Origin of the sequence: uncultured Fretibacterium sp., from assembly GCF_938030725.1 — a bacterium.
GTDB lineage: Bacteria > Synergistota > Synergistia > Synergistales > Aminobacteriaceae > Fretibacterium.
The window spans coordinates 15,026-34,410 of record NZ_CALHIQ010000099.1 but is presented as its reverse complement, the minus strand read 5'-3'; the positions used below and the strand labels follow the sequence as shown (position 1 = coordinate 34,410).

At 66.4% G+C, this 19,385-nt stretch carries 20 protein-coding genes and 1 tRNA gene; 12 read left to right on the top strand and 9 right to left on the bottom strand.

All coding sequences use genetic code 11. The features are described 5' to 3' along the window. Window positions 1-158: 158 nt before the first annotated feature. From Q0629_RS06235 to Q0629_RS06200, 8 genes are all read right to left on the bottom strand, one after another. Window positions 159-656, bottom strand: coding sequence for a phosphatidylglycerophosphatase A (locus Q0629_RS06235; protein WP_298780297.1), 498 nt, complete (start codon window positions 654-656; stop codon window positions 159-161). Further along, on the bottom strand, window positions 653-1,969 hold the full coding sequence (rimO, locus tag Q0629_RS06230) for a 30S ribosomal protein S12 methylthiotransferase RimO (RefSeq protein ID WP_298780294.1): 1,317 nt from the start codon (window positions 1,967-1,969) through the stop codon (window positions 653-655). Before rimO ends, Q0629_RS06235 begins: the two co-directional genes overlap by 4 nt. A 34-nt stretch (window positions 1,970-2,003) precedes the next feature. Next, window positions 2,004-2,876, bottom strand: coding sequence for a helix-turn-helix domain-containing protein (locus tag Q0629_RS06225; protein ID WP_298780291.1), 873 nt, complete (start codon window positions 2,874-2,876; stop codon window positions 2,004-2,006). Beyond that, the gene (rpe, locus tag Q0629_RS06220; RefSeq protein ID WP_298780289.1) at window positions 2,854-3,597 is read right to left on the bottom strand and encodes a ribulose-phosphate 3-epimerase; all 744 of its coding nucleotides are present in this window, start codon (window positions 3,595-3,597) and stop codon (window positions 2,854-2,856) included. Before rpe ends, Q0629_RS06225 begins: the two co-directional genes overlap by 23 nt. Before the next feature lie 63 nt (window positions 3,598-3,660). After that, complete coding sequence (locus tag Q0629_RS06215; RefSeq protein WP_298780299.1) at window positions 3,661-4,914, bottom strand: PASTA domain-containing protein; 1,254 nt, start codon at window positions 4,912-4,914, stop codon at window positions 3,661-3,663. Between the two features lie 37 nt (window positions 4,915-4,951). Further along, a complete protein-coding gene (locus tag Q0629_RS06210; protein WP_298780287.1) occupies window positions 4,952-6,271 on the bottom strand; it encodes an RsmB/NOP family class I SAM-dependent RNA methyltransferase in 1,320 nt (439 codons plus the stop codon). A gap of 85 nt (window positions 6,272-6,356) precedes the next feature. Then, the gene (locus Q0629_RS06205; RefSeq protein WP_298780285.1) at window positions 6,357-7,046 is read right to left on the bottom strand and encodes a zinc metallopeptidase; all 690 of its coding nucleotides are present in this window, start codon (window positions 7,044-7,046) and stop codon (window positions 6,357-6,359) included. Window positions 7,047-7,141: 95 nt separating this feature from the next. Then, window positions 7,142-8,302: a DegT/DnrJ/EryC1/StrS family aminotransferase gene (locus tag Q0629_RS06200; RefSeq protein WP_298780283.1), complete on the bottom strand. Its 1,161-nt coding sequence runs from the start codon at window positions 8,300-8,302 to the stop codon at window positions 7,142-7,144. A gap of 164 nt (window positions 8,303-8,466) precedes the next feature. Here Q0629_RS06200 and Q0629_RS06195 point away from each other — a divergent pair, with 164 nt between their 5' ends. The 10 genes from Q0629_RS06195 (at window position 8,467) to Q0629_RS06150 (ending at window position 15,892) form a co-directional block, all read left to right on the top strand. Then, window positions 8,467-8,763: a hypothetical protein gene (locus tag Q0629_RS06195; protein WP_298780281.1), complete on the top strand. Its 297-nt coding sequence runs from the start codon at window positions 8,467-8,469 to the stop codon at window positions 8,761-8,763. 135 nt (window positions 8,764-8,898) lie between these two features. After that, the gene (locus Q0629_RS06190) at window positions 8,899-9,606 is read left to right on the top strand and encodes an SH3 domain-containing protein (RefSeq protein WP_298780279.1); all 708 of its coding nucleotides are present in this window, start codon (window positions 8,899-8,901) and stop codon (window positions 9,604-9,606) included. A 15-nt stretch (window positions 9,607-9,621) separates the two neighbouring features. Continuing rightward, on the top strand, window positions 9,622-10,344 hold the full coding sequence (locus Q0629_RS06185) for a hypothetical protein (RefSeq protein WP_298780276.1): 723 nt from the start codon (window positions 9,622-9,624) through the stop codon (window positions 10,342-10,344). 362 nt (window positions 10,345-10,706) lie between these two features. Then, a complete protein-coding gene (locus Q0629_RS06180; protein ID WP_298780274.1) occupies window positions 10,707-11,258 on the top strand; it encodes a DUF3793 family protein in 552 nt (183 codons plus the stop codon). Between the two features lie 30 nt (window positions 11,259-11,288). Further along, window positions 11,289-11,711 (top strand): flavodoxin, encoded by a 423-nt coding sequence (locus Q0629_RS06175; protein WP_015556477.1) that lies wholly within the window; start codon window positions 11,289-11,291, stop codon window positions 11,709-11,711. Between the two features lie 285 nt (window positions 11,712-11,996). Next, window positions 11,997-12,072 (top strand) — tRNA-Glu (locus Q0629_RS06170). 123 nt (window positions 12,073-12,195) lie between these two features. Next, a complete protein-coding gene (locus tag Q0629_RS06165) occupies window positions 12,196-12,873 on the top strand; it encodes a TylF/MycF/NovP-related O-methyltransferase (RefSeq protein ID WP_298780271.1) in 678 nt (225 codons plus the stop codon). Window positions 12,874-13,069: 196 nt separating this feature from the next. Further along, window positions 13,070-13,963 (top strand): tyrosine-type recombinase/integrase, encoded by an 894-nt coding sequence (locus Q0629_RS06160; protein WP_298780269.1) that lies wholly within the window; start codon window positions 13,070-13,072, stop codon window positions 13,961-13,963. Window positions 13,964-14,036: 73 nt separating this feature from the next. After that, the gene (locus tag Q0629_RS06155; RefSeq protein WP_298780266.1) at window positions 14,037-14,900 is read left to right on the top strand and encodes a purine-nucleoside phosphorylase; all 864 of its coding nucleotides are present in this window, start codon (window positions 14,037-14,039) and stop codon (window positions 14,898-14,900) included. A gap of 98 nt (window positions 14,901-14,998) precedes the next feature. After that, window positions 14,999-15,892, top strand: a complete 894-nt coding sequence (locus Q0629_RS06150; protein ID WP_298780265.1) for a M23 family metallopeptidase — start codon at window positions 14,999-15,001, stop codon at window positions 15,890-15,892. A 31-nt stretch (window positions 15,893-15,923) separates the two neighbouring features. Here Q0629_RS06150 and eda read toward each other — a convergent pair whose 3' ends face one another. Then, complete coding sequence (gene eda, locus Q0629_RS06145; protein WP_298780264.1) at window positions 15,924-16,886, bottom strand: bifunctional 4-hydroxy-2-oxoglutarate aldolase/2-dehydro-3-deoxy-phosphogluconate aldolase; 963 nt, start codon at window positions 16,884-16,886, stop codon at window positions 15,924-15,926. Window positions 16,887-17,269: 383 nt separating this feature from the next. Here eda and dsdA point away from each other — a divergent pair, with 383 nt between their 5' ends. Continuing rightward, on the top strand, window positions 17,270-18,544 hold the full coding sequence (dsdA, locus tag Q0629_RS06140) for a D-serine ammonia-lyase (protein WP_298780263.1): 1,275 nt from the start codon (window positions 17,270-17,272) through the stop codon (window positions 18,542-18,544). Window positions 18,545-18,606: 62 nt separating this feature from the next. Further along, the gene (locus Q0629_RS06135; RefSeq protein WP_298780261.1) at window positions 18,607-19,383 is read left to right on the top strand and encodes an ATP-binding protein; all 777 of its coding nucleotides are present in this window, start codon (window positions 18,607-18,609) and stop codon (window positions 19,381-19,383) included. The last annotated feature ends 2 nt before the right edge of the window (window positions 19,384-19,385 follow it).

Here is a 19,385-nt window from a genome sequence, read left to right as displayed (position 1 = left end):
CAGGAGCTGCTCCTCCCCATCGGAAATCGTCTCCAGCCGCTCTACGGTCCAGCCGGCATCGTGCAGATGCCGGGCCAAAAAGGCGCAGTTCTCCTCCCGCCTCAAGCCGCCGAGAAGCTCGTCGCCGATGGCTACCAGCACCGCGGAGCTCATTTGCGTCACCTCCCAAGCCCGGCCACGAGGCCATACAGCCACCCTGATCGCAGAAAACAGGCGTTCAACGCCTGAAGGAACAGGTTCACCATGGCACCGCCGACGAGGTCGTCCGCCATGATCCCGACGCCGCCCGGAAGGCGTTCCGCCGCCGAGACGGGAAAGGGTTTCAGGATGTCGACAATCCGGAACAGGAAGAAACCCGGCAGGATGAAGGAGGGCGGCAGCAAGAGGAGCGACAGCCACATGCCAGCGACTTCGTCGATGATCACGCAGGCGGGGTCCGCCGAGCCCAGGGCCCGCGAGGCTCCCTCCGAGGCCCACAGGCCGATCAGGCTCACCAGGAGGACGCCCCACCAGGGGACGGGGACGAGGGCGCTGACCAGGCAGGCCGCGGCGGACCCCGCCGTGCCCGCACCGGACCCCAGCTCTCCACCCCTCCTCCAGACGCGGAAGCCCAGCCCGAAGAGGGTGGCCACCTCCACCGAAAGGGGACGCCTCACGGCCGCGCCTCCAGGGTCCCGAAGAGATCGCAGTCCTCGCAGTCCGTCACGCGCACCCGCACGAGGTCTCCGCGCGCGGCCGTGCCCGCGGCGCAGACCGCGCCGTCCACCTCCGGGGCGTCCCGATAGGACCGGCCCCAGACCTCGCCCCCAGCGCCCTCCTCCGGCACCTCGGCGTCCTCCACCAGGACGTCCAGGTCCCGCCCCAGGAAGAGCTCGCTCCGGGCCTGGGTGATGCCCGCCTGAAGCTCCATCAGGCGGGCGTAGCGCTCCTCCGCCGTGCTCCGGGGGATTTGGTTGGGGAAGGAGGCCGCCGGCGTCCCCTCCTCCGGCGAGTAGACGAAAGCGCCCACCCGGTCCAGCTCCACCTCCTCCAGGAAGTCCAAGACCCGCCCGAACTGCCGCTCCGTTTCCCCCGGAAAGCCCGTCATGATCGTCGTCCGGATGGCAAAGAGGGGGTCGTTCTCCCGAATGTGGCGGAATATCCGGCGGATGTGCTCGCCAGTGGTGCGGCGGTTCATTCGGGCCAGGACGTCGTCGTCCACGTGCTGGATGGGGACGTCCAGGTAGCGCAGGACGGTCCGGCGCCCGCAGAGGAAGTCCACCAGGTCCTCCGTCATGCGGTCCGGGTGCATGTAGAGCAGGCGCACCCAAACCCCCTGAGGCAGCTCGGCGTCCAGCTCCGTGAGCAGGCGGCGGATGCCCGGCGTGCCGTAGAGGTCCGTCCCGTAGGCCGTCAGGTCCTGCCCCACGAGGCAGAGCTCCCGCGCGCCCTCGCGGCAGAGCGTCAGGGCCTCCTCGACGAGGGCCTCCACCGGCGCGCTCCGCAGCCGTCCGCGGATCAGGGGGATTGCGCAGTAGGAGCAGAAGGTGTCGCAGCCCTCCCCCACCTTGAGGTAGCGGGTCCAGGGCGCGCCCTCCCCCAGGGCGACGCGGCGGCGGACCCTTCCGGGGACCGCGCCCCGGTCCGCTTCGGCGAGCCAATCCACGATCCGGTCCCAGTCCTCGGCCCGGGCGAACAGATCCACGCTGGGCAGCTCCTTCCGCAGCTCCGACTCGTAGCGGTTCACGAGGCACCCCGCCACGACGATGTGACGCAGCGCGCCGGCCCCCTTCAGAGCCTCGAGGTCCAGGATCGCGTCCACGTTCTCCTTCACCGCGTCCTGGATGAAGCCGCAGGTGTTGATGATGCCCACCTCCGCCTCCTCCGCGCTCGCCACGATCCGGTGTCCGGCAGACACGAGGCGCCCTCCGAGGCGCTCGCTGTCCACCGCGTTCTTGGCGCACCCCATGGTCAAGAGGAAGACGTTCAAATCAGCGCTCCATCTCGAAAAAGTCCGGCAACACCTACTTGCCCCCGGACTTTCGGACGGTTCCGTCGGGCAGGTAGAGGTACGTTTCCGACTTCTTGCTCCCCTTCGGATTCGCGGGGCCCAGTTCCTTGCCGTTCAGGATCACCTCAGCCGCGTTCGGCCGCCCGTAGACCACGCGGGCCTGGGCCGGAAGGTCCCAGGAGATCACGTTCCCGCGCTTCAGGGTCTGGGAGAAGACCAGGTCCTCCCCGATGGTCACCCGCATCCAGACGTCCGACTTCGCCCGGATGGCGAGCGAGGGCTTCGGCTGGGGAGCGGGCTTCTCGGCCTTGACGGGCGCTGCGGAAACCGGCACGGCTTCCATGGAGGCCACGTCCAAGGACAGCGCGTCGGCGGAGAGGACGTCCAGGGACGCCTCCCTGCCCCGCTCGTCCACCGAGGCGTTCTGGGCGAAGCGCCAGAAGGGATCGGATAGGAGGTTCTTCAGCGAGAGGTCGCCGCTGTTCCAGGCGTACCACACGTAGCCGCCCGTGCCCAGGAGGGCGGCCACCAAAACCAGGAACAGCCAGAAGTGGGACACCGGCTTGAAACCCTTGGGGAAACCGCTTCTCCCCAGAAAGTTCGGCACGGGCTCCGGCCTGTGGGGCTGCACCCGCTTCAGCTGCGCCATGAAGTCCTCCTGGAGGTCCGCGCCTCCGACGGTCTTCAGGTAGGTACGGATGAAGCCCTTGATGTAGATGGGCTCCGGGAAGCCCTCGTAGTTCCCCTCCTCGATGCCGCGGAGAAACTCAAGGCGGATGCGCGTGCGCTCGTAGACGTCCTCGATGGTGAGGTTCGCCTCCTCGCGCCGCTCTGCGGCCATGCGCCCCAACTCCCTTAAAGCGTTATCTCGCTCCAAATCCGGCATTGGAGAGAGCCTCCTTCACTTTTGATCTCATCCTGTCCAGGCAGGCCGCGGGATCCGGGCTGCTGAACACGGCGCTTCCGGCGACCACCACGTCGCACCCGGCCAGGACGGCCCTGCCGACGTTCTCCTCCTTGAGGCCCCCGTCCATCTCGATCAGCCAGGACCAGCCACGGGAGGCCCTGAGGCTGGCCAGCTCCCGCGTCCTCTCAAGGGACTCCTCGATGAAGCTCTGCCCTCCGAAGCCGGGGGTGACGGACATCACCAGCACCAGGTCCACGATGCCCAGCACGGGACGGATCCTCTCCACGGGCGTCGCGGGGCCGATGGCGATCCCCGCCCGAACGCCGGCCCTTCGGATGGAGGACAGCTCCGCGTGCAGGAGCTGAGGCTCGACCTCCGCGTGGACGGTGACGAGGGAGGCGCCGGCGTTCAGGAACAGCGGCAGTACCACGTCCAGGCGGTCCGTCATCAGGTGGACGTCGATAAAGGCGTCCGGCCAGCGGCGGCGCATCGCGCTGGCGACGGCCGGGCCGAAGGACAGGTTGCGCACGAAGTGCCCGTCCATGACGTCCAAATGCAGCCAGTCGTGCCGCCCACCGAGGGACTCGACGGACTCCGCGATGCGCAGGGGGTCCGCCCCCAGCACGGAGGGCGCAAGGAGGACCCTCCGATCTCTGCGGTTCTGCCCGCCCGTGTTCCTGCCGTCCTCAGTCGTATCCATTTGGGAATTAACACCTTCCTGAAAAGACTCTGCCCGGCGGCCGGAACCGCCGGGGCTCGTTTCCTATTTATGCTTCTCCTGCCAGACGCACTTGTCGCCAAGGTAGACGCTCACGACGCACTCTCCCGTGTAGGGAGCCTCGACGCGCACGTTCTCGCCGCTCCTGGCCTGACGGTTCACGACGTCGCGCCTTCCCGACGGGTCGGTGACCTCGATGCGGAGGCTCATGGGGCTGGTGAGGAGCGGCACCTGATAGCGGACCCGGGCCACCTTGCCCCCTGCGGGCGTTCGCTGCTGTGGTGTCGCCGGGACCGGCGCAGCCTGACGCGCGGACTCGCCCTCTCCGCCGGGGCGCAGCGTCCGCCTCTCCTGGTCGAACACGCTGAGATTCGGGTCCGCCTCCCGAATGGGCGCGTCGGTCGGCACATCGGTCCCGTCCCCGATGAACACGTCCTCCTGCCCCGGCACCTTCACCACCAGGGGCGCGGGGCCCGACGCAACGGGCCTTTCAGCGGACGCCGGCCCCTGCTGCACCTCGACGCGGCGCACGGTGCCGCCGGCCTTTTTGCCGTCATCGGGCGTCGGGCTCGCCTCCACGTAGCCGGCCGGCCGCCGCAGCGTCGCGATCTTTAGCTGGACGCCGGCCCCTGCCGTCAGGGACGTCCCCGCCACAGGCCGGGTTTCGATGGCCAGCCCCTCCGGCATCAGGGGACTGTAGACCTTCTCGACGGCCTCCACCTTCAGGCCGCTGCCCTCCAGGAGGGCGCGGGCCTCCCCTTCGCTCAGGCGGTTGACGTCGGGGACCCTCACGCTGCCCTCCGGGCCCGCTCCGCCCTCACTCATCACGAGGTCGATCTTTCGGGACACGGAAACGTTCGCCGGAGGCGCGGGACTCTGGGCGATGACCGTCCCACCCGGACGGCTGGGGTCCTTAATACGGATGACGTCGCCCAGGGAGAAGCCCGCATCCTTCAGGAGGCCCTGAGCGCCGGCAAGGGTCTGGCCACAGACGTCCGGGACAGCATGGAGCTCCCCGCCCCGGCTGACCTGCAGGACCACGACCTGACTCTTCCGTGCCCTCGTCCCCGGCTCCGGGGACTGTCCCAGGACGCGGCCCTCCGGAAGCGACGAGGCCACGGGCTCGACCTGCACGACTAACCCCAGCCGCTCTGCCTCCGCCACGGCATCCACGACGGTCCGCTCCCTCAGGGGCGGGATGACCAGCTCTCCTGCGGGCCGAAAGAACACCGTATAAAAGGCGACGGCCCCCGACGCCAAAATTATCAGCACCACAAACAGCAACGTCCAGCGGATCATCTTGCCCAAGATATCAGGCCTCCGTCCTCTTTTATCCTCATGACAGCCTCATCATCGCCGCACAGTAAAAGCCGTCCAGCCAGGGGTTTTCAGGCCAGATGTACGTCCCCCACGGGCGCCCCCGGCGGAAGGGGGACCCCTCAGGGCGCGCGGGAAGCTCTGCGCACTCCGGGTGGGCCTCAAAAAAGTCCGCCGTCACGTTCTCGTTCTCTCCCCGCAGGAGGCTGCACGTGACGTAAATTATAATACCACGGGGCGCGGAGAGCGCAAAAGCACGTTCCAGAAGCGCCCTCTGAACGGCCGCAAGCCGGTCCAGCCCCTCCCAAGTCAGGCGCCACTTGGCCTCCGGCTTCCGGCTCCAGGTGCCGCTGCCCGAACAGGGGGCGTCCAGCAGGATGAGGGACGGCGCCTCCTCCGGTTCAAGCTTCAGGGCGTCGCCACACCGCAACCGGGCCCTGTCCTCCACGCCGAGCCGCTGCACCTCCCGAAGGGCGCTTCGATGCCGCCCCTCCGAGAGCTCCCAGCCCTCAAGCCGGGCCTCCGGACAGGCGGACAGGATCTGCCCCGCCTTGACGCCGCGGCCGGAGCACATGTCCAGGATCAGACCACCCCTGTAGCAGCGCCGCACCCTATCCGCCACCAGCATGGACCCCTCCGTCTGCATCGTGGCGAGCCCCTCGTCGAAGCCCGGCACCTCCGTCGGCAGAAGGGTGTCCTTCAGTCGGACGGCCTCGGACAGGTCCGAGGGTTCCGCTTCTACGCCGGCCTCCCGCAGCCGAGCCAGAAGCTCATCCCTCCGGCCCGGTGCTGGCCGCAGCGCCGCCGCCGGGGAGAGGGGCAGGAGCTCGAACAGGCGGTTCAGCTCCGCCCGCTGCCAGGTTCGGGTCCATGCGGGCAGGGACCACCGGGGCACCCCGGCCCAAAGCGCCCGGTCCTCCAGGGCGGGGCTCCTGCGAAGCGCCTCGACGCGCTTTGCCCCCTCCTCCCCCACGTTGTGGAGCACGGCGTTCACCAACGGCACCCACCGCTTGAGAGAGCGGGCTTTCAGGTCGTCCAGTAGGGCGTTCACCAGCACGCCCCCCGCGAAGTGGCGAAGTTCCAGGAGCCCCGCCGTCCCCGCCAGCAGGGCGTCCTGGACCGCAGGGGGAAGGCCCTTGTGCCTGACCTTCGCGCCCTCCTTCAGGAAGCCCCCGTAGACCTCCTGCCACAGCTCCTGACGCCGCAGAGCGATGTAGACCAGCGACGAGGCTAGCGCGGCGTCCGCGGGCCTCATGCCGATCCTCCTCAGCGCCTCGGAGGCAAAGCGCCCCGCGCGCACCTGCTCCAGCACCTGGAGCGCCGCTTCAATCCCCCGCAAGCCCCGTCACCTCGAAAAACGGATGGAGCACCCAGGCGCTCCATCCGTTTCGACGCGCGACGGCACAGCCGCCGTCCTCATCCGCTTACCGGTCCCGCGAGTTGCGGAGCAGCAGGAGCCGCACCAGCTGAAGCACGGCCATCAGCGCAGCGGCGACGTAGGTCAGCGCAGCCGCCCGCAGCACCCTGCGCGCCCCGCTCAGCTCGTCCGGGGCCAGCGCGCCCGTTTCCGCCAACAGCCTTAGCGCCCTGGAGCTGGCGTCGAACTCGACGGGCAGCGTCACCATGTGGAATACGACGACCCCGCAGAAGAGCAGGATGCCGACGTTGAGCAGCATGGGGCTGCCCATGAAGAGCCCCAGGAAGAAGAGGGGCATGGAGAGGCCCGATACGAGGTTAACCGCCGGGACGATGCTGTTCCGGAACACCAGCGGGGCGTAGGCTCTGCTGTGCTGGATGGCGTGCCCCACCTCGTGGGCCGCGACGCCGATGGCCGCGATGCTCGTGCTGTCGTAGACGTCCTCCGACAGGCTCAGCGTACGGGAGGTGGGGTCGTAGTGGTCCGTCAGGCTCCCCGCGACGCGGTTGACGGGCATGTCCCCCATCCCGAAGCGCGAGAGCAGCATCCTCGCCACGTCCCGCGCCGTGACGTTCTCCCGCGAATGTACGCGGCTGTAGCGGTCAAAGGCGGACTTTACCTGCCACTGGGCCCACAGGGAGAGCAGGAGCGCCGGGACCAGCAAGAGCGCCGTTGAATCCATATAATAAGGGAACACAGACCTTCATCCTCCTTCAAAGCAGTTTCAGGCGGCGATCCCCGAAGGGGCCGCGTCACGGTCAGTATAACATAAGGGCACAGCCGGAAAATCCGCTATTGCGCGCCCTCTGCCTTCAGAAATTCGCCGACGGCGTCGGCCAGCGCCTCCTGCTCCTCCGGCTTGATGCCGGGGAAGATGGGGAGCGCCAGCGCCTCCCGCGACAGCCGTTCCGCCTCTGGGCAGTCGCCCTCGCGGCCGCCCAGAAAGGCGAAGCAGGGCTGAAGGTGCAGCGGCAGGGGGTAGTAGACCCGCGTGACGAAGCCGCGCTCCTCAAGCCAGGCCATCATCGCGTCGCGCCGCGGCACGCGCACCACGTATTGATGGTAGATGTGGCCGTTTCCCGGCAGCACCTTCGGCGCCCGCACGCGATCCGAAAGCCCCCTCACCTCAAAGGCCAGGCGCCATCGGTCGGCGGCCTGACGCCGGGCCTCGTTCCACTCCTCCAGGTGCGGGAGCTTCACGTCCAAGATGGCCGCCTGCAGCGCGTCCAGCCTGCTGTTCAGCCCCACCTCCTGATGAAAGTACGCGGCGCCCTCGCCGTGTACGCGCAGCTGCCTCAGGCGGGCAACGATCTCTGGGTCCCGCGCCGTCACCATGCCGCCGTCCCCGCAGCCACCCAGGTTCTTCGTCGGGAAGAAGGAGAAACAGCCGACGTCCCCCCACGCGCCCGCCCGCAGGATCCGGTCCCCGACGCGGCGCCACGCGCCGAAGGCCTGAGCCGCGTCCTCGACGACCTTGACCCCTCGCTCCTCCAGGAGGGGCGCGATCTCCTCGATCGGCACCGTCTGCCCGAAGAGGTGCACGGGCAGAAAGACCTTCGTCCGGGGCGTGAGGCGCCGGAGCACGTCCTGCAGGTCCACGTTGTAGGTGTCGGGGTCGATGTCGGCGAAGACGGGGGTCGCCCCAAGGCGCGTCACGGCGCTGGCCGTAGCGAAGAACGTGTAGGGCGTCGTCACGACCTCGTCCCCCGGCCCCACACCCAGGGCCATGAGGGCCAGCAGCAGGGCGTCCGACCCCGAGGCGCAGCCCACCGCCGCGCCCTCCGGCAGCTCCAGGTAGCTCTCCACGTGCTCCTCAAAGGCGCGCACCTCCCGCCCCAGGATGAAGGACTGCGCGTCGAACACGCGGTCCACCGCCGCCTGTACCTCCTCGCGGATGTCCTTAAACGCCCGCGTCAAGTCCAAAATCGGAAGCCGAACTTCCACTCGCACCATCTCCTCGAAAGAAAATGCCGGCCAAGCCGGCGCCCCTCTCCCATCCCGACGAGCTATCATATCATCTAGAACGTCATCGGCCGGCGGAGGCAGTACACAGGACCCCCCGCCTATGGTACATTATCCCGAAAGGTTCGCCATCTCTGGAGGAGGTCACCGATGTCATGAGGCTCTTTATCACAACGCTCTCCATGTTCAGCGTCATCGCCTTCGGCTACGCCCTGGCGGGGTACGGCGGAGGGGTCTTCGGCGGCGAGTACCAGGGCGCCTACGTCGGCTGGGGGCTGGGCCTGGGCTTCGCCTTCGCCGGGGCCGCCCTGTGGCTGTGGAACGCGCACAAGGCCGAATTCTTCGTCGATGGGACGGAGCCACGGGGCGATGACCGAACGCACGTGGAGGCCCCCGGAGAGGCGCAGGCCCCGGACGATCGGGAGGGAGGGCGGGACGACAAGGGAGTCTGACGGCCCGTGAGCGGGAAGGGGGCGGGAAAGACCACCTCTTTCGGGTGTTGCCGCAGAGGAAGTTCACGTTGCATAATGGGCGTGCAGGAGGCACGGACTCCCCTGCGAAAGATCACGGTCTGGAGGGATCATGCGATGGACACGAAACGGTTTTTGTGCGCCCTGGCAGCGGCCCTGGTTCTGGCGGCGGGCGCGGAGGGCGGGGAAGAGTACCCGACGTTCGGAATCTGTACGGGCGAAAACGTCCGGCTGCGGCAGGCCCCGGACACGAGCACGGACTCGAACATCACGGGGCGATTGAACGACCTGGATCGCTTCGTCATCGTCGGGGAGACGGCCGTGGACGGCGCGGTGTGGTACGAGATCGAGCACCCCGACAAGAAGGGCACGGCCTGGGTGTTCGGCAAGTACGTCGATACGTATAAGGGCGACGACCTGGGGACGCCGGCCTTCGCCATGCATGTCCGGGTCGCCCAGAGCTTCGGCCTCACCCCGGCGCGGGCCCGCGTCATCTTCGGCGCCCCCAAGGAAAAAAAGGAGGAGAAGTTCTGGTTCGAACCGGGTGCCATGAACCGGCTCCGGGTCATCCTGACCTACCCGACCCACAGGGCCGAGTACGTGGACGGCACCCTCCATCGCGTTGACGTCACAGGGGGGACCATGCCCTTCGGCGAGGTCCGCATCGGGGACCCCGAAACGAAGCTCCATGAACTGCTGGGGGCCCCCAACGGAGAGGACGAGGACGGGCAATTCTGGGAGCTCGACCCGGCGACCTTCCTGTACTTCAAGGTAAAGGGCGGGCGCGTCGCGTCGATGAGCTTCGTCCACTACCTCGACGCTTAGGAGGCGATGACCGTGATGCGCGGAACAAGAGGGCATTTTGCGGCGGCCCTGTTGGCGGCTCTGGTCCTGGCGGGGACGGCTCAGGCGGACCCCATGGAGCGGTTCGTGACCTTCCCCACCCTGGGGATTGTGTCGGGCAACGACGTCCGCCTGAGGGACCACCCCGGCGTCCAGGACACGAAGATCATTGGGAAGGTCCAAAACTTCAACCTCCTCGTCGTGCTGGCGGAGACGTCCCTGGCGGGCGATGCATGGTATGAGGTGGAGCACCCCGCGAAGGCTGGGACGGCATGGATATCGGGCCGATATCTGATGCCCTACGCGCCGGAGGACCAGCAGGACTCTCCGTGGACGCGCTTCATGACGAACATGAACCAGGCCTTCGGCATCACGCCGACGAAGGCCCGCGCTCTCTTCGGCACCCCGGAGAAGGAAGATGGGGAAACGCTTTCCAGCGAGGACGGTCCCATCGTGAAGGACTTCCTGGAGTGGAAAGAGCACAGCGCGGGGTACCTGAACGGCTCGCTCGTGGAACTCAACGCTACGGCCACCAGCAAGCCCTTCAAGGCCCTCCGCTTGGGCGCCACCGCCGACGAGGCCGTCGAAGCGCTGGGGAAGCCCGAAAGCCGAAGCGATTCAGAGCTGACGTGGCGGCACGGGGACATGGAGGTCCTGACCCTCAGCGTTGAGGGCGGCCGCCTCACCAGCGTGAATTACCAGTTCTACTACGACATCTAGGGGAGTACCGCACCCGTCAACAATCAAGACACGACATCAGGCCTTCGGCAGCGCTTCCCTGATCGCTCAACGCAGCCCTGCCCCTCTCCCTGGGAACCGGCGCGCGTTTGTTATAGTCCGGCAAGGCTCAACGCTTCGCCAACTCTCCGATCGGGTTGTCTTCCCCCTCATTGGGACGGGCAACCCGATCGAACGTTTTCTCTAAAAAGAAGGCGCTGAGGGCGAAAAAATTTTCTTTCAAAGACGTATTGACAAACCGAAAAGGCTAATATATACTTCTTCTCGAAGTTTGAAATAACTAATTAGTATTTACGAAAAAGAACTTAAGTTGATGACGTCCCTGTGCGAGGAGGGTGGCGGAGGTGTCGGAGGAGGAACTGATCGACTATGCAGCTCCTACCTTGGCCGGTTTGAAGACGGGCAGTTTGTTCACCTCCCGACACACGTCGGATGAAGAGATTCGGCAGGACGTGAGAAGGCTCAATCGGATGCTGTCCCCCAAGGGGCTGGTCCTCGTGCCGATGAGCAAGAAAAACGGAAGGGTGTTGCTCTACCTCTACAGGAAGTCGCGTTTGGATCGTGACCTCCTGGACGCAGAGGCGGTGAAGATCCTTCGAGAACGGGGATACCGACGCATCACGCCGGGGGCGTGCGTAGCGGAGTTGATCTGCAGGTTGCGGCGTGAAGGGGCGTTCCCTCACGAGATAGGCTTGTTTTTGGGATATCCTCCCGACGACGTTCGGGGTTTTATGGATCATCGCGACGTGGGGTGCAAGTGCGTCGGAACGTGGAAGGTGTACGGCGACGCGGCTGCGGCCCAGAAGGTCTTCGCAAGGTATCGAAGGTGTACGGAGATCTACGGTCGGTGCTATTCAAGGGGCCGGTCGATGGAACAGATGATCGTCGCCGGTTAAGATTTCGGTCAACAGGAAGGATGGGCTGACATGAGCAAAGTCGCTGTGGTTTACTGGAGCGGGACGGGCAACACGGAGGCGATGGCCAAGGCCGTCGCGGAGGGCGCAAAGGCAAAGGGCGCGGAGGTTGACGTCCTGACGTGCGGCGAGTTCTCTGCGGACAAGGCAGCCGGCTACAGCGGCATTGCGTTCGGGTGCCCCGCTATGGGCTCCGAGGTGTTGGAGGAGTCCGAGTTCCAGCCGATGTTCGACGGCGTGAAGGATAAGTGCGCCGGGAAGAAGGTCGCCCTGTTCGGCTCCTATGGATGGGGCAGCGGCGAGTGGATGGAGAGCTGGGAGAGCGATTGTAAGGCGGCAGGCATTGCCCTCGCCGCGCCGAGCGTGACCTGCAACGAAGCCCCGAACGCTGAGGGGCTGGAGGCCTGCAAGGAGCTGGGCGCTTCAATTTGCTGATACCGGAGGCCTGGGTGTGGATTAAGTTTCATCTCAACTGCGGCGAAAGCCGCTCCCCCTGAAGGCCCTTATCAGATATGCAGAGGCAAGTTTCGTTTACCCCCCCAAAGCGGACTTGTTTCTGCATTTTTTTTGTCGTCCTGTTCGGCCACCTCGTAAGCTCAGCAAAGAAGGCTCTTGTTCCCAGCCGCGGACGGAAATTCCCTCTTGCGCTATCGCACCCCCTGTGATATCATTTTTTCCGCTGTCACGGCAACACGTTTTTGAGCCGTGGAGCGATTGAAAGGCCCCATCGACTAGTGGTCCAGGTCGTAGCCCTCTCAAGGCTAAAACACGAGTTCGAACCTCGTTGGGGCCACCAACGATCATTCCCGTTTCCTCCGGTGTAGAGAACACAGGAGGGAACGGGTTTATTTTATGCCGTGGTATTAAAATTGCAAAGATGTCCTAAATATTTCTGACTGATGAAGGAGTTGGCCAACGAATGACCTGGAAGCGTAAGCTGTTCGATGCCTCGCTTTTCTTCCACAAGTTAATCGCGGACAAATTTGGGAACGCAGTTTACACCACGTTCAAAAGCGACAAGTTCTACAAACCGCTTCATGACTACGAACCACGCGCAGCAGCCCTGGAGTTGATATCACGGGAGATCTATCGCTACTCCACCGCGGGAGCCGCAGCCGAGCTGGGCGTCTACCGCGGAGATTTTGCCAGAAAGATCAACCACTTTTTCCCCGATAAAAAGCTCTACCTCTTCGATACCTTCGAGGGCTTTGATGGGCGCGATGCGGACGTCGACCGGAAGAAAAATTTTTCAGCGGGCTCGCAGGATTTTTCGCAGACATCCGTTCCGCTGGTCTTGGAGAAAATGGAGCACGGAGAAAACTGCATCGTCAAAAAAGGATGGTTCCCCGACACGGCGGATGGCATCGATGAGAGCTTTTGCTTCGCCAGCCTCGACGTTGACCTGTATCAACCGACCCTGGCAGGGCTTCGGTTCTTTTACCCTCGATTATCGCCGGGCGGTTACCTCATGATCCATGATTTCAACAACGGAGAGTATCCGGGCGTCCGTCAGGCAGTCAAGGAGTTCTGCACCGAAAACCATGCCGGATACGTCTGCCTTCCGGACTTCTGCGGATCGGCCGTCATCGCGAGGTGAAAGACCTTGCGTGAAGGCCTTCACTTTCCTGGAGGCGACGCAACTTCCCTTCCGATACCTTTTAATGGACCGATACCGCTTCGCCACTCCTGGCTCCGACTGTCCTGCGTTCATGCCCTGCAGCGCGGGCCGCAGCCTGGCCCGCGTTGTATAATGAAAGGAAACGCGCGCCAAACGGGCGCGCTGGAGGGACGTCATGGACTTTCGCGAAGCCGACGCACTGGTGGACGCTTTCCTTACCTACCTTGAGGCAGAGCGCGGGCGCAGCCGCCTGACGGCGGAGAGCTACGCCTCCGACCTGCGTCAGTGGCTGCGCTTCTGCCAGACGGCGGCCCTGCCCCCCTACCCGATGGAGGAGGCTGCCGTTTCCGCGTTCCGCCGCAGCCTGGAGGCGGAGGGGAAGGCGCGCTCCACCCAGCAGCGGGCCATCGCGGCGCTGAGGTCCTGGGGACGCTACGTGGAGATGGAGCGCGGGGAGGACGGGGAGTTTCCCCTTCCGGAGCTGCCTAAAAAAACTCATCTGGAGCCCCGCGTCCTGAACGAGGCGGAGATCGAGCGGCTCTTCGAGGCCTGCCGGGGCTCAAAGCCCCTGGACGTGCGCGACGCCGCCCTCGTTGAGGTGGGCTACGGCTGCGGCCTGCGGGCCAGCGAGATCTGCGGCCTGAAGGTGCTGGACCTGGACTTCGAGTCCCACCTGCTGCGAACGGTGGGCAAGGGGGACAAGGAGCGCGTTGTCCCCTTCCTTGGGGGCGCCGCCCGCAGCGTGCGGACGTACCTGGAGGCGGCGCGGCCGCAGTTGAACGGACGGGGACTGCCCTTCGTGTTCCTGTCCTGTCGGGGGCGCCGGCTGAGCCGCGTGGACCTCTGGCGCATCCTTCGGCGGCGCGGCGAGATGGCGGGGATCGCACGCGCCCGTCTCTACCCCCACATCCTGCGCCACAGCTTCGCCACGCACCTTCTGTCCCGCGGCATGGACATGCGCACGCTGCAGGAGATGCTGGGGCACTCCTCCATCATGACGACGCAGGTCTACGCCCACTTCGACCGCGAGATGCGGGACGAGTACGATCGCTTTCACCCCCGCGCTTGACGGGTTAGCCGAAAGGGGCCGCGGACTTCTCTTCCAAAATATTGCCTAACGGAGATAACGAGGAGGTTATGGAATGGTTCAGGATGACAAGAGCTCCTATGAGTGTGCGTTTGACGCCGCCCTCTACATCCTTCAGAGGCAGAGGGTGTATTGTGAGCCGCTGACCGCCGTGGTGCTGGGGTCAGGGCTGGGGGCCGTCGCGGAGGCGGTGGAGGACCCGTGTACGGTGGACGTGGAGGACATCCCGCACTGGCCGGTGCCCACCGCGCCGGGGCACGCGGGGTGCGTGGTGCTGGGGAAGCTGGAGGGCCGGCCCGTGGTGGTGATGCAGGGGCGCATACACTACTACGAAGGCCATTCCATACGCAGAGCGGCGTTTCCGGCGCGCGTGGCGAGGATGATGGGCGTGCGCCAGTACGTGGCGACGAACGCCTCCGGAGGGATCAGCGCGCAGATGGAGCCGGGCACCATCGCGGCGGTGGAGGACCACATCAACCTGATGGGGGACAACCCCCTGGCCGGCCCCCTTGACATGCGCTGGGACGTCCAGTTTCCGGACCTGACCCACGCCTACAGCCCGCGCCTCCTGAAGCTGCTGGACCGGGCGGCGGATGAGGCGGGCGTGCAGCTGCGGCGCGGCGTCTACGCCGCCTTTAAGGGACCGTCCTACGAAACGCCGGCGGAGATCCGCATGGCCCGCATGATGGGGGCGGACCTTGTGGGCATGTCCACGGTGCCGGAGGTCATCGTCGCCAACTCCATGGGGCTCGAAACCGCGGTGCTCTCCTGCGTTGCAAACAAGGCTGCAGGCTTGTCGGAGAAGCCGCTGACGGCGAGAGAGGTCCTGTCCGTCATGGCCAAGTCTGCGCGGCCCCTGACGGCGATCATCCGCGGGCTGATGCGGGAGCTCAACCGGGAGGACAGCAAGGAGCAATGAGCACGTTGGGTCCGAAAAAAAACAGCGGGGCTGCGTCGGGCGGCCCATCGAGGACGACGGGGTGCGGGGCAGGATGGCGGGGCCTATTGAGATGCGCCATGCTTCTCTGCCTTGTGGCCGCGACCTGGGGAGGCCCTGCCTGGGGGGCCGCTTTCGTCTCCTTCCCCACCAGTTGGGATGTGGGGCAGGCCTTCGCCGTGTCGATCACCTCGGACGCCGACTACGACGCCCCGACGGTCACGTGGCTCAAGCGGACGGTATCGCTGGACGTGGAGCCGGGGGGCGACGGGCGCATCTCCTACGCGCTGCTGGGCTCCTACGTGCGCGATGTCAAGCCGGGGGAGTACCCCATCCTGTTCGAGTTCACCCAGGGCGGGCAGCGCTTCCACGTGAAGGGTAAGGTGGTGCTGCGGGCCCGGAAGTACCCCCAGGAGCGGCTGAGGGTCAGCCCGAAGATGGTGAGCCCTCCGAAGGGCGAACAGGCCCGCATCAAGCGCGAGGCCGCGCTGGCCGCGCGGGCCAAGGGGACCATGACGGTGCAGCGCAAATGGACGACGCCAGCCCAAAAGCCCCTCGACCTGATGAAGGTCACCAGCAGCTACGGCTTCCAGCGCGTCTACAACGGTACGCCGCGCGGCTACCACGCGGGGACGGACCTGCGCTCTGCGGTGGGCACGGCGGTGCGCGCGCCCTTTGCCGGGACGGTCATCCTGGTGGGCGACCACTACTACGCGGGAGGCAGCGTCTACGTGGATTCGGGGAACGGGGTGGTGAGCGTCTTCTTTCACCTGAACGAGAGCCTGGTGAAGGAGGGGCAGCGCATCGCGCGCGGGCAGGTCGTCGGGCGCAGCGGGCGTTCGGGCCGCGTCACGGGCCCGCACCTGCACTATGGCCTGTGCCTCGCGGGACAGTACGTCGACCCCATGCCGCTCTTTGAAACGAGCGTCACGCAGCTCCTGAAGCGCGCGGGGCGGGCCAGGGTGGCGGATTGATGCAGCGGCGAGGCCATCCGCCCGGTCGGCATCACCGCTGCATCAGGTGGATGGCGAAGCCCCCGATCTCGCGGTCCAGGTAGACGAAGGTCAGCCGCCCCCGCTCGTCGTGCCGTTCCGTTTCGCTGCGCGTCCCCATGCCCTTGCGGGCGAGGAAGGCCAGGGCGCGCGTCATGCTGAGGACGGAGAGCGCGATGTGTCCGTGCATTCCGAGGAAGGGCGTCTTCATGAACTCGAAGCCGTCGCCCACGAAGAAGCTCTTGTTGCCCTGCCGAAGCGGGAAGCCGAAGAGGTCGCACATGAGCTCGGACTCCTCCTGAGCCGTGCCCGCGTCAGGTTCGTTGATGCCCACGTGGTCCAGCTCAAAGCCCACGGCCTGGATGACGGCCTGGCGCGAAAGCCGTGCGATGTCGTCGAACCTCTCCGCGGCGATGAGGTCGGGCGGCGCCATCCAGCTGCCCGCCGCAGCCAGGACGCAGGGCAGGGCCAGGTAGCCTTGAAGGTTCGTGGCGTTCACGCCCCCGGAGGGGATGTAATGCATGGCGTGGTAGGGGGCCGCGAGGGCGCGCAGCATGGCCGGCCCGCCCGACTGTTCCGCGGGGAAGAAGCGCACCAGGGAGAGCCCCGACCGAAGCCCCTGCTCCACCTGCGTCGGCGTGTTGGCGCCGGGGATGACGAGAATGTCGTTTTCCGTGCAGTACCTCACCAGCTCCGGGTTGAAGCCCGCGCTGGTGATGAACTTCGCGCCGGCGGAAACGGCCTTCTGAGCCTGTTCCACGGTCAGCACGGTGCCCGCCCCCACGAGGAGGTCCGGCAGCTCCGAGGCCAGGACGCGGATGGATTCCTCCGCCGCGTTGGTGCGGAACGTGACCTCCGCCACGGGCAGGTCCCCCGCCAACAGGGCCGTGCCGAGGGGCAGCGCGTGGTTCGGGTTGTCTACGGTGACGACGGGTATGACGCCGACGTCCGCAATCTGCTGCAGCACTTCGTTCATGTGTGTTCTCCCTTCTCTCTATAACAAAAATCAACAACAAAAATAAAAACGTCCAGTCGCCGACACTATCCAGACGCGGAGAGCAACCCCGTCCGCCGGCTGTGGTGAAACGCCGAAACGGGTTGCGCCGACGCTTCTTATGAGGCATTGTACTATAGCGCGGCGGGAAAGGCCAGAACCCGCCGTCCTGCGCTGTGCCCTCCTCCTGATCTCCCCCGAGCCTCGTCCTGTGCGTCCCTCATGTGCTATGATTTTCCCAAAAGATCGGTCGAAGCCGTGGACCCAGCCGAAGCAGAGCGCGAAAGACACCTTTCCCTGGCGCGCGCAGCCCGTTCTGCATCGTGATTACGGGATCGTCAGCATCCCATGAGGAGGTCATCTGAATGCGAAACGTTCCATCCGAGCTCGTCGAAGCGCGGGACTTTCTGTGGCTGAACCCGGACGTGAAGCCCTTCGCGGAGGCCGATCCCGGCTTCCCGCTGAACGAGGCCATGGTGGAGGACGCGGCGGCGCGGCTCCGCCGCTTCGCTCCGTTCCTGAAGCGCCGCTTCCCGGAAACGGGGGACGGCATCATCGAGTCCCCCCTCACGGAAACGCCCCGCATGCAGGCGGCGCTCTCCGCTCCCGTCCCGGGCCGCCTGTTCCTGAAGCGGGACGGCGACCTGCCCATCGCGGGGTCCGTCAAGGCGCGCGGCGGCATCTACGAAGTGCTCTGCCGCACGGAGGAGCTCGCCCTGAAGGCCGGCATCCTGCGCCCGACCGACGACTACTCCGTCCTGGCGGACCACCGGGACTTCTTTGCCCAGTACAAGATGCAGGTGGGCTCCACGGGGAACCTTGGCCTGAGCATCGGCATCATGTCCGCGGCCATCGGCTACCAGGCCATCGTCCACATGTCGTCGGACGCGCGCCGCTGGAAGAAGGACCTGCTGCGCCGCCACGGGGTCACGGTCAAGGAGTACGACGGCGACTACAGCGCTGCGGTGCGGGAGGGACGGCGGCTCTCGGACGAGGACCCCAAGAGCTTCTTCGTGGACGACGAGAGCTCGCGGATGCTCTTCCTCGGCTACGCCGTGGCGGGCGGGCGCACCAAGGTCCAGCTGGAGGAGCTGGGCATCGCGCCGGGGACGGACCGTCCCCTGTTCCTCTACATCCCCTGCGGCGTCGGCGGCGCGCCGGGGGGCGTGACCTTCGGCTTCAAACAGCTCTTCGGCGACGGCGTGCACGCCTTCTTCGCCGAGCCCGTTCAGGCTCCCTGCATGCTGCTGGGCATGGCCACGGGCAAGGGGAACGGCATCTCCGTTCAGGACGTCGGCCTGACGGGGCGCACCCAGGCCGACGGGCTTGCCGTGGGACGGCCCTCCGGCTTCGTGGGGCGGGTGATGAGGGACATGCTGGACGGCATCGCCACCGTCAGCGACGGCCGGCTCTACGATTACCTGCGCCTGCTGGAGGGGACCGAGGGCCTGTTCATGGAGCCGAGCGCCTGCGCCGCTTACGCCGCGCTGGAGGCCGTCTTCGGGACCGAAACGGGGCGGATGTACTGCCGCCGCTTCACGGAGGAGCAGCTGAGGCGTTCCGTCCACGTCGTCTGGAGCACCGGCGGCCGCATGGTCCCGGAGGAGGAGCGCGCCGCGTATCGCTCCACGAGGCTTTAATCCACCTGTGTTATCATAGTTTCACTGGGGGAATTTCTCTTTCAAGAAGGAGCTGCTGCCGTTTGGAGCTGGACCGCGAAGCTTTAGCCGGGGGGAGCGCGCAGGAGGTCTGGAGCGCGCCGCTGTGCCACGCCCTGAGGAGGCGCATTGGTCGCGCGTTGGCGCGCTGGCGCATGATCGAGCCGGGGGACCGGGTGCTGGTGGGCCTGTCTGGGGGCAAGGACAGCCTCGTCCTGCTCCACGCGCTGTCGGACCTCCGGCGGCGCAGCCCGGTTTCCTTTGACCTGGCCGCCTGCACCGTGGGCCTGACGGGCATGGACACGAGGGGGCTGGCGGCCTACTGCGCGGCCCGGGACGTGCCCTACGCCGTGGCGGCCCAACCCATCGTGGAGATCATTCAGGAGCGCCAGGAGCGCTCCCCGTGCAGCTTCTGCGCCAACATGCGCCGCGGGGTCCTGAGCTCCTGGGCCGCACAGCACGGCTTCAACAGGCTGGCGCTGGGACACACCATGGACGACGCCGCGGAAACATTCTTCATGAACCTGCTCCAGGCCGGGCGGGCGCGGAGCTTCCTGCCCGTCGTCCACATGTCGAGGGCCGGCGTCACGGTGATCCGCCCCCTGGTGCTCTCCACGGAGCCCGCGATCGTCGACGAGGCGCAGCGCCTGGCCCTGCCGGTGCTGGCTCATGCGTCCTGCCCCTGGGCCGGGCACACGGAGCGGCAGCGCGTGCGCACCCTCCTGGCCGACCTTCGGGTCGACGTGCCGGACCTGAACGGCAAGCTGCTCAACGCGCTGGAGCGCCTGAGCGGCCAGGATGCATGGCGGGAGGGGGCCTGACC

Excerpts from the sequence above, each read along its gene's own strand:
- Q0629_RS06225 (WP_298780291.1), bottom strand. The coding sequence starts at position 2,876 with ATGCCGGATTTGGAGCGAGATAACGCTTTAAGGGAGTTGGGGCGCATG.
- rpe (WP_298780289.1), bottom strand. The coding sequence starts at position 3,597 with ATGGATACGACTGAGGACGGCAGGAACACGGGCGGGCAGAACCGCAGA.
- Q0629_RS06215 (WP_298780299.1), bottom strand. The coding sequence starts at position 4,914 with ATGATCCGCTGGACGTTGCTGTTTGTGGTGCTGATAATTTTGGCGTCG.
- Q0629_RS06200 (WP_298780283.1), bottom strand. The coding sequence starts at position 8,302 with ATGGTGCGAGTGGAAGTTCGGCTTCCGATTTTGGACTTGACGCGGGCG.
- Q0629_RS06195 (WP_298780281.1), top strand. The coding sequence starts at position 8,467 with ATGAGGCTCTTTATCACAACGCTCTCCATGTTCAGCGTCATCGCCTTC.
- Q0629_RS06190 (WP_298780279.1), top strand. The coding sequence starts at position 8,899 with ATGGACACGAAACGGTTTTTGTGCGCCCTGGCAGCGGCCCTGGTTCTG.
- Q0629_RS06185 (WP_298780276.1), top strand. The coding sequence starts at position 9,622 with ATGCGCGGAACAAGAGGGCATTTTGCGGCGGCCCTGTTGGCGGCTCTG.
- Q0629_RS06175 (WP_015556477.1), top strand. The coding sequence starts at position 11,289 with ATGAGCAAAGTCGCTGTGGTTTACTGGAGCGGGACGGGCAACACGGAG.
- Q0629_RS06165 (WP_298780271.1), top strand. The coding sequence starts at position 12,196 with ATGACCTGGAAGCGTAAGCTGTTCGATGCCTCGCTTTTCTTCCACAAG.
- Q0629_RS06160 (WP_298780269.1), top strand. The coding sequence starts at position 13,070 with ATGGACTTTCGCGAAGCCGACGCACTGGTGGACGCTTTCCTTACCTAC.
- Q0629_RS06155 (WP_298780266.1), top strand. The coding sequence starts at position 14,037 with ATGGTTCAGGATGACAAGAGCTCCTATGAGTGTGCGTTTGACGCCGCC.
- Q0629_RS06150 (WP_298780265.1), top strand. The coding sequence starts at position 14,999 with ATGCTTCTCTGCCTTGTGGCCGCGACCTGGGGAGGCCCTGCCTGGGGG.
- eda (WP_298780264.1), bottom strand. The coding sequence starts at position 16,886 with ATGAACGAAGTGCTGCAGCAGATTGCGGACGTCGGCGTCATACCCGTC.
- dsdA (WP_298780263.1), top strand. The coding sequence starts at position 17,270 with ATGCGAAACGTTCCATCCGAGCTCGTCGAAGCGCGGGACTTTCTGTGG.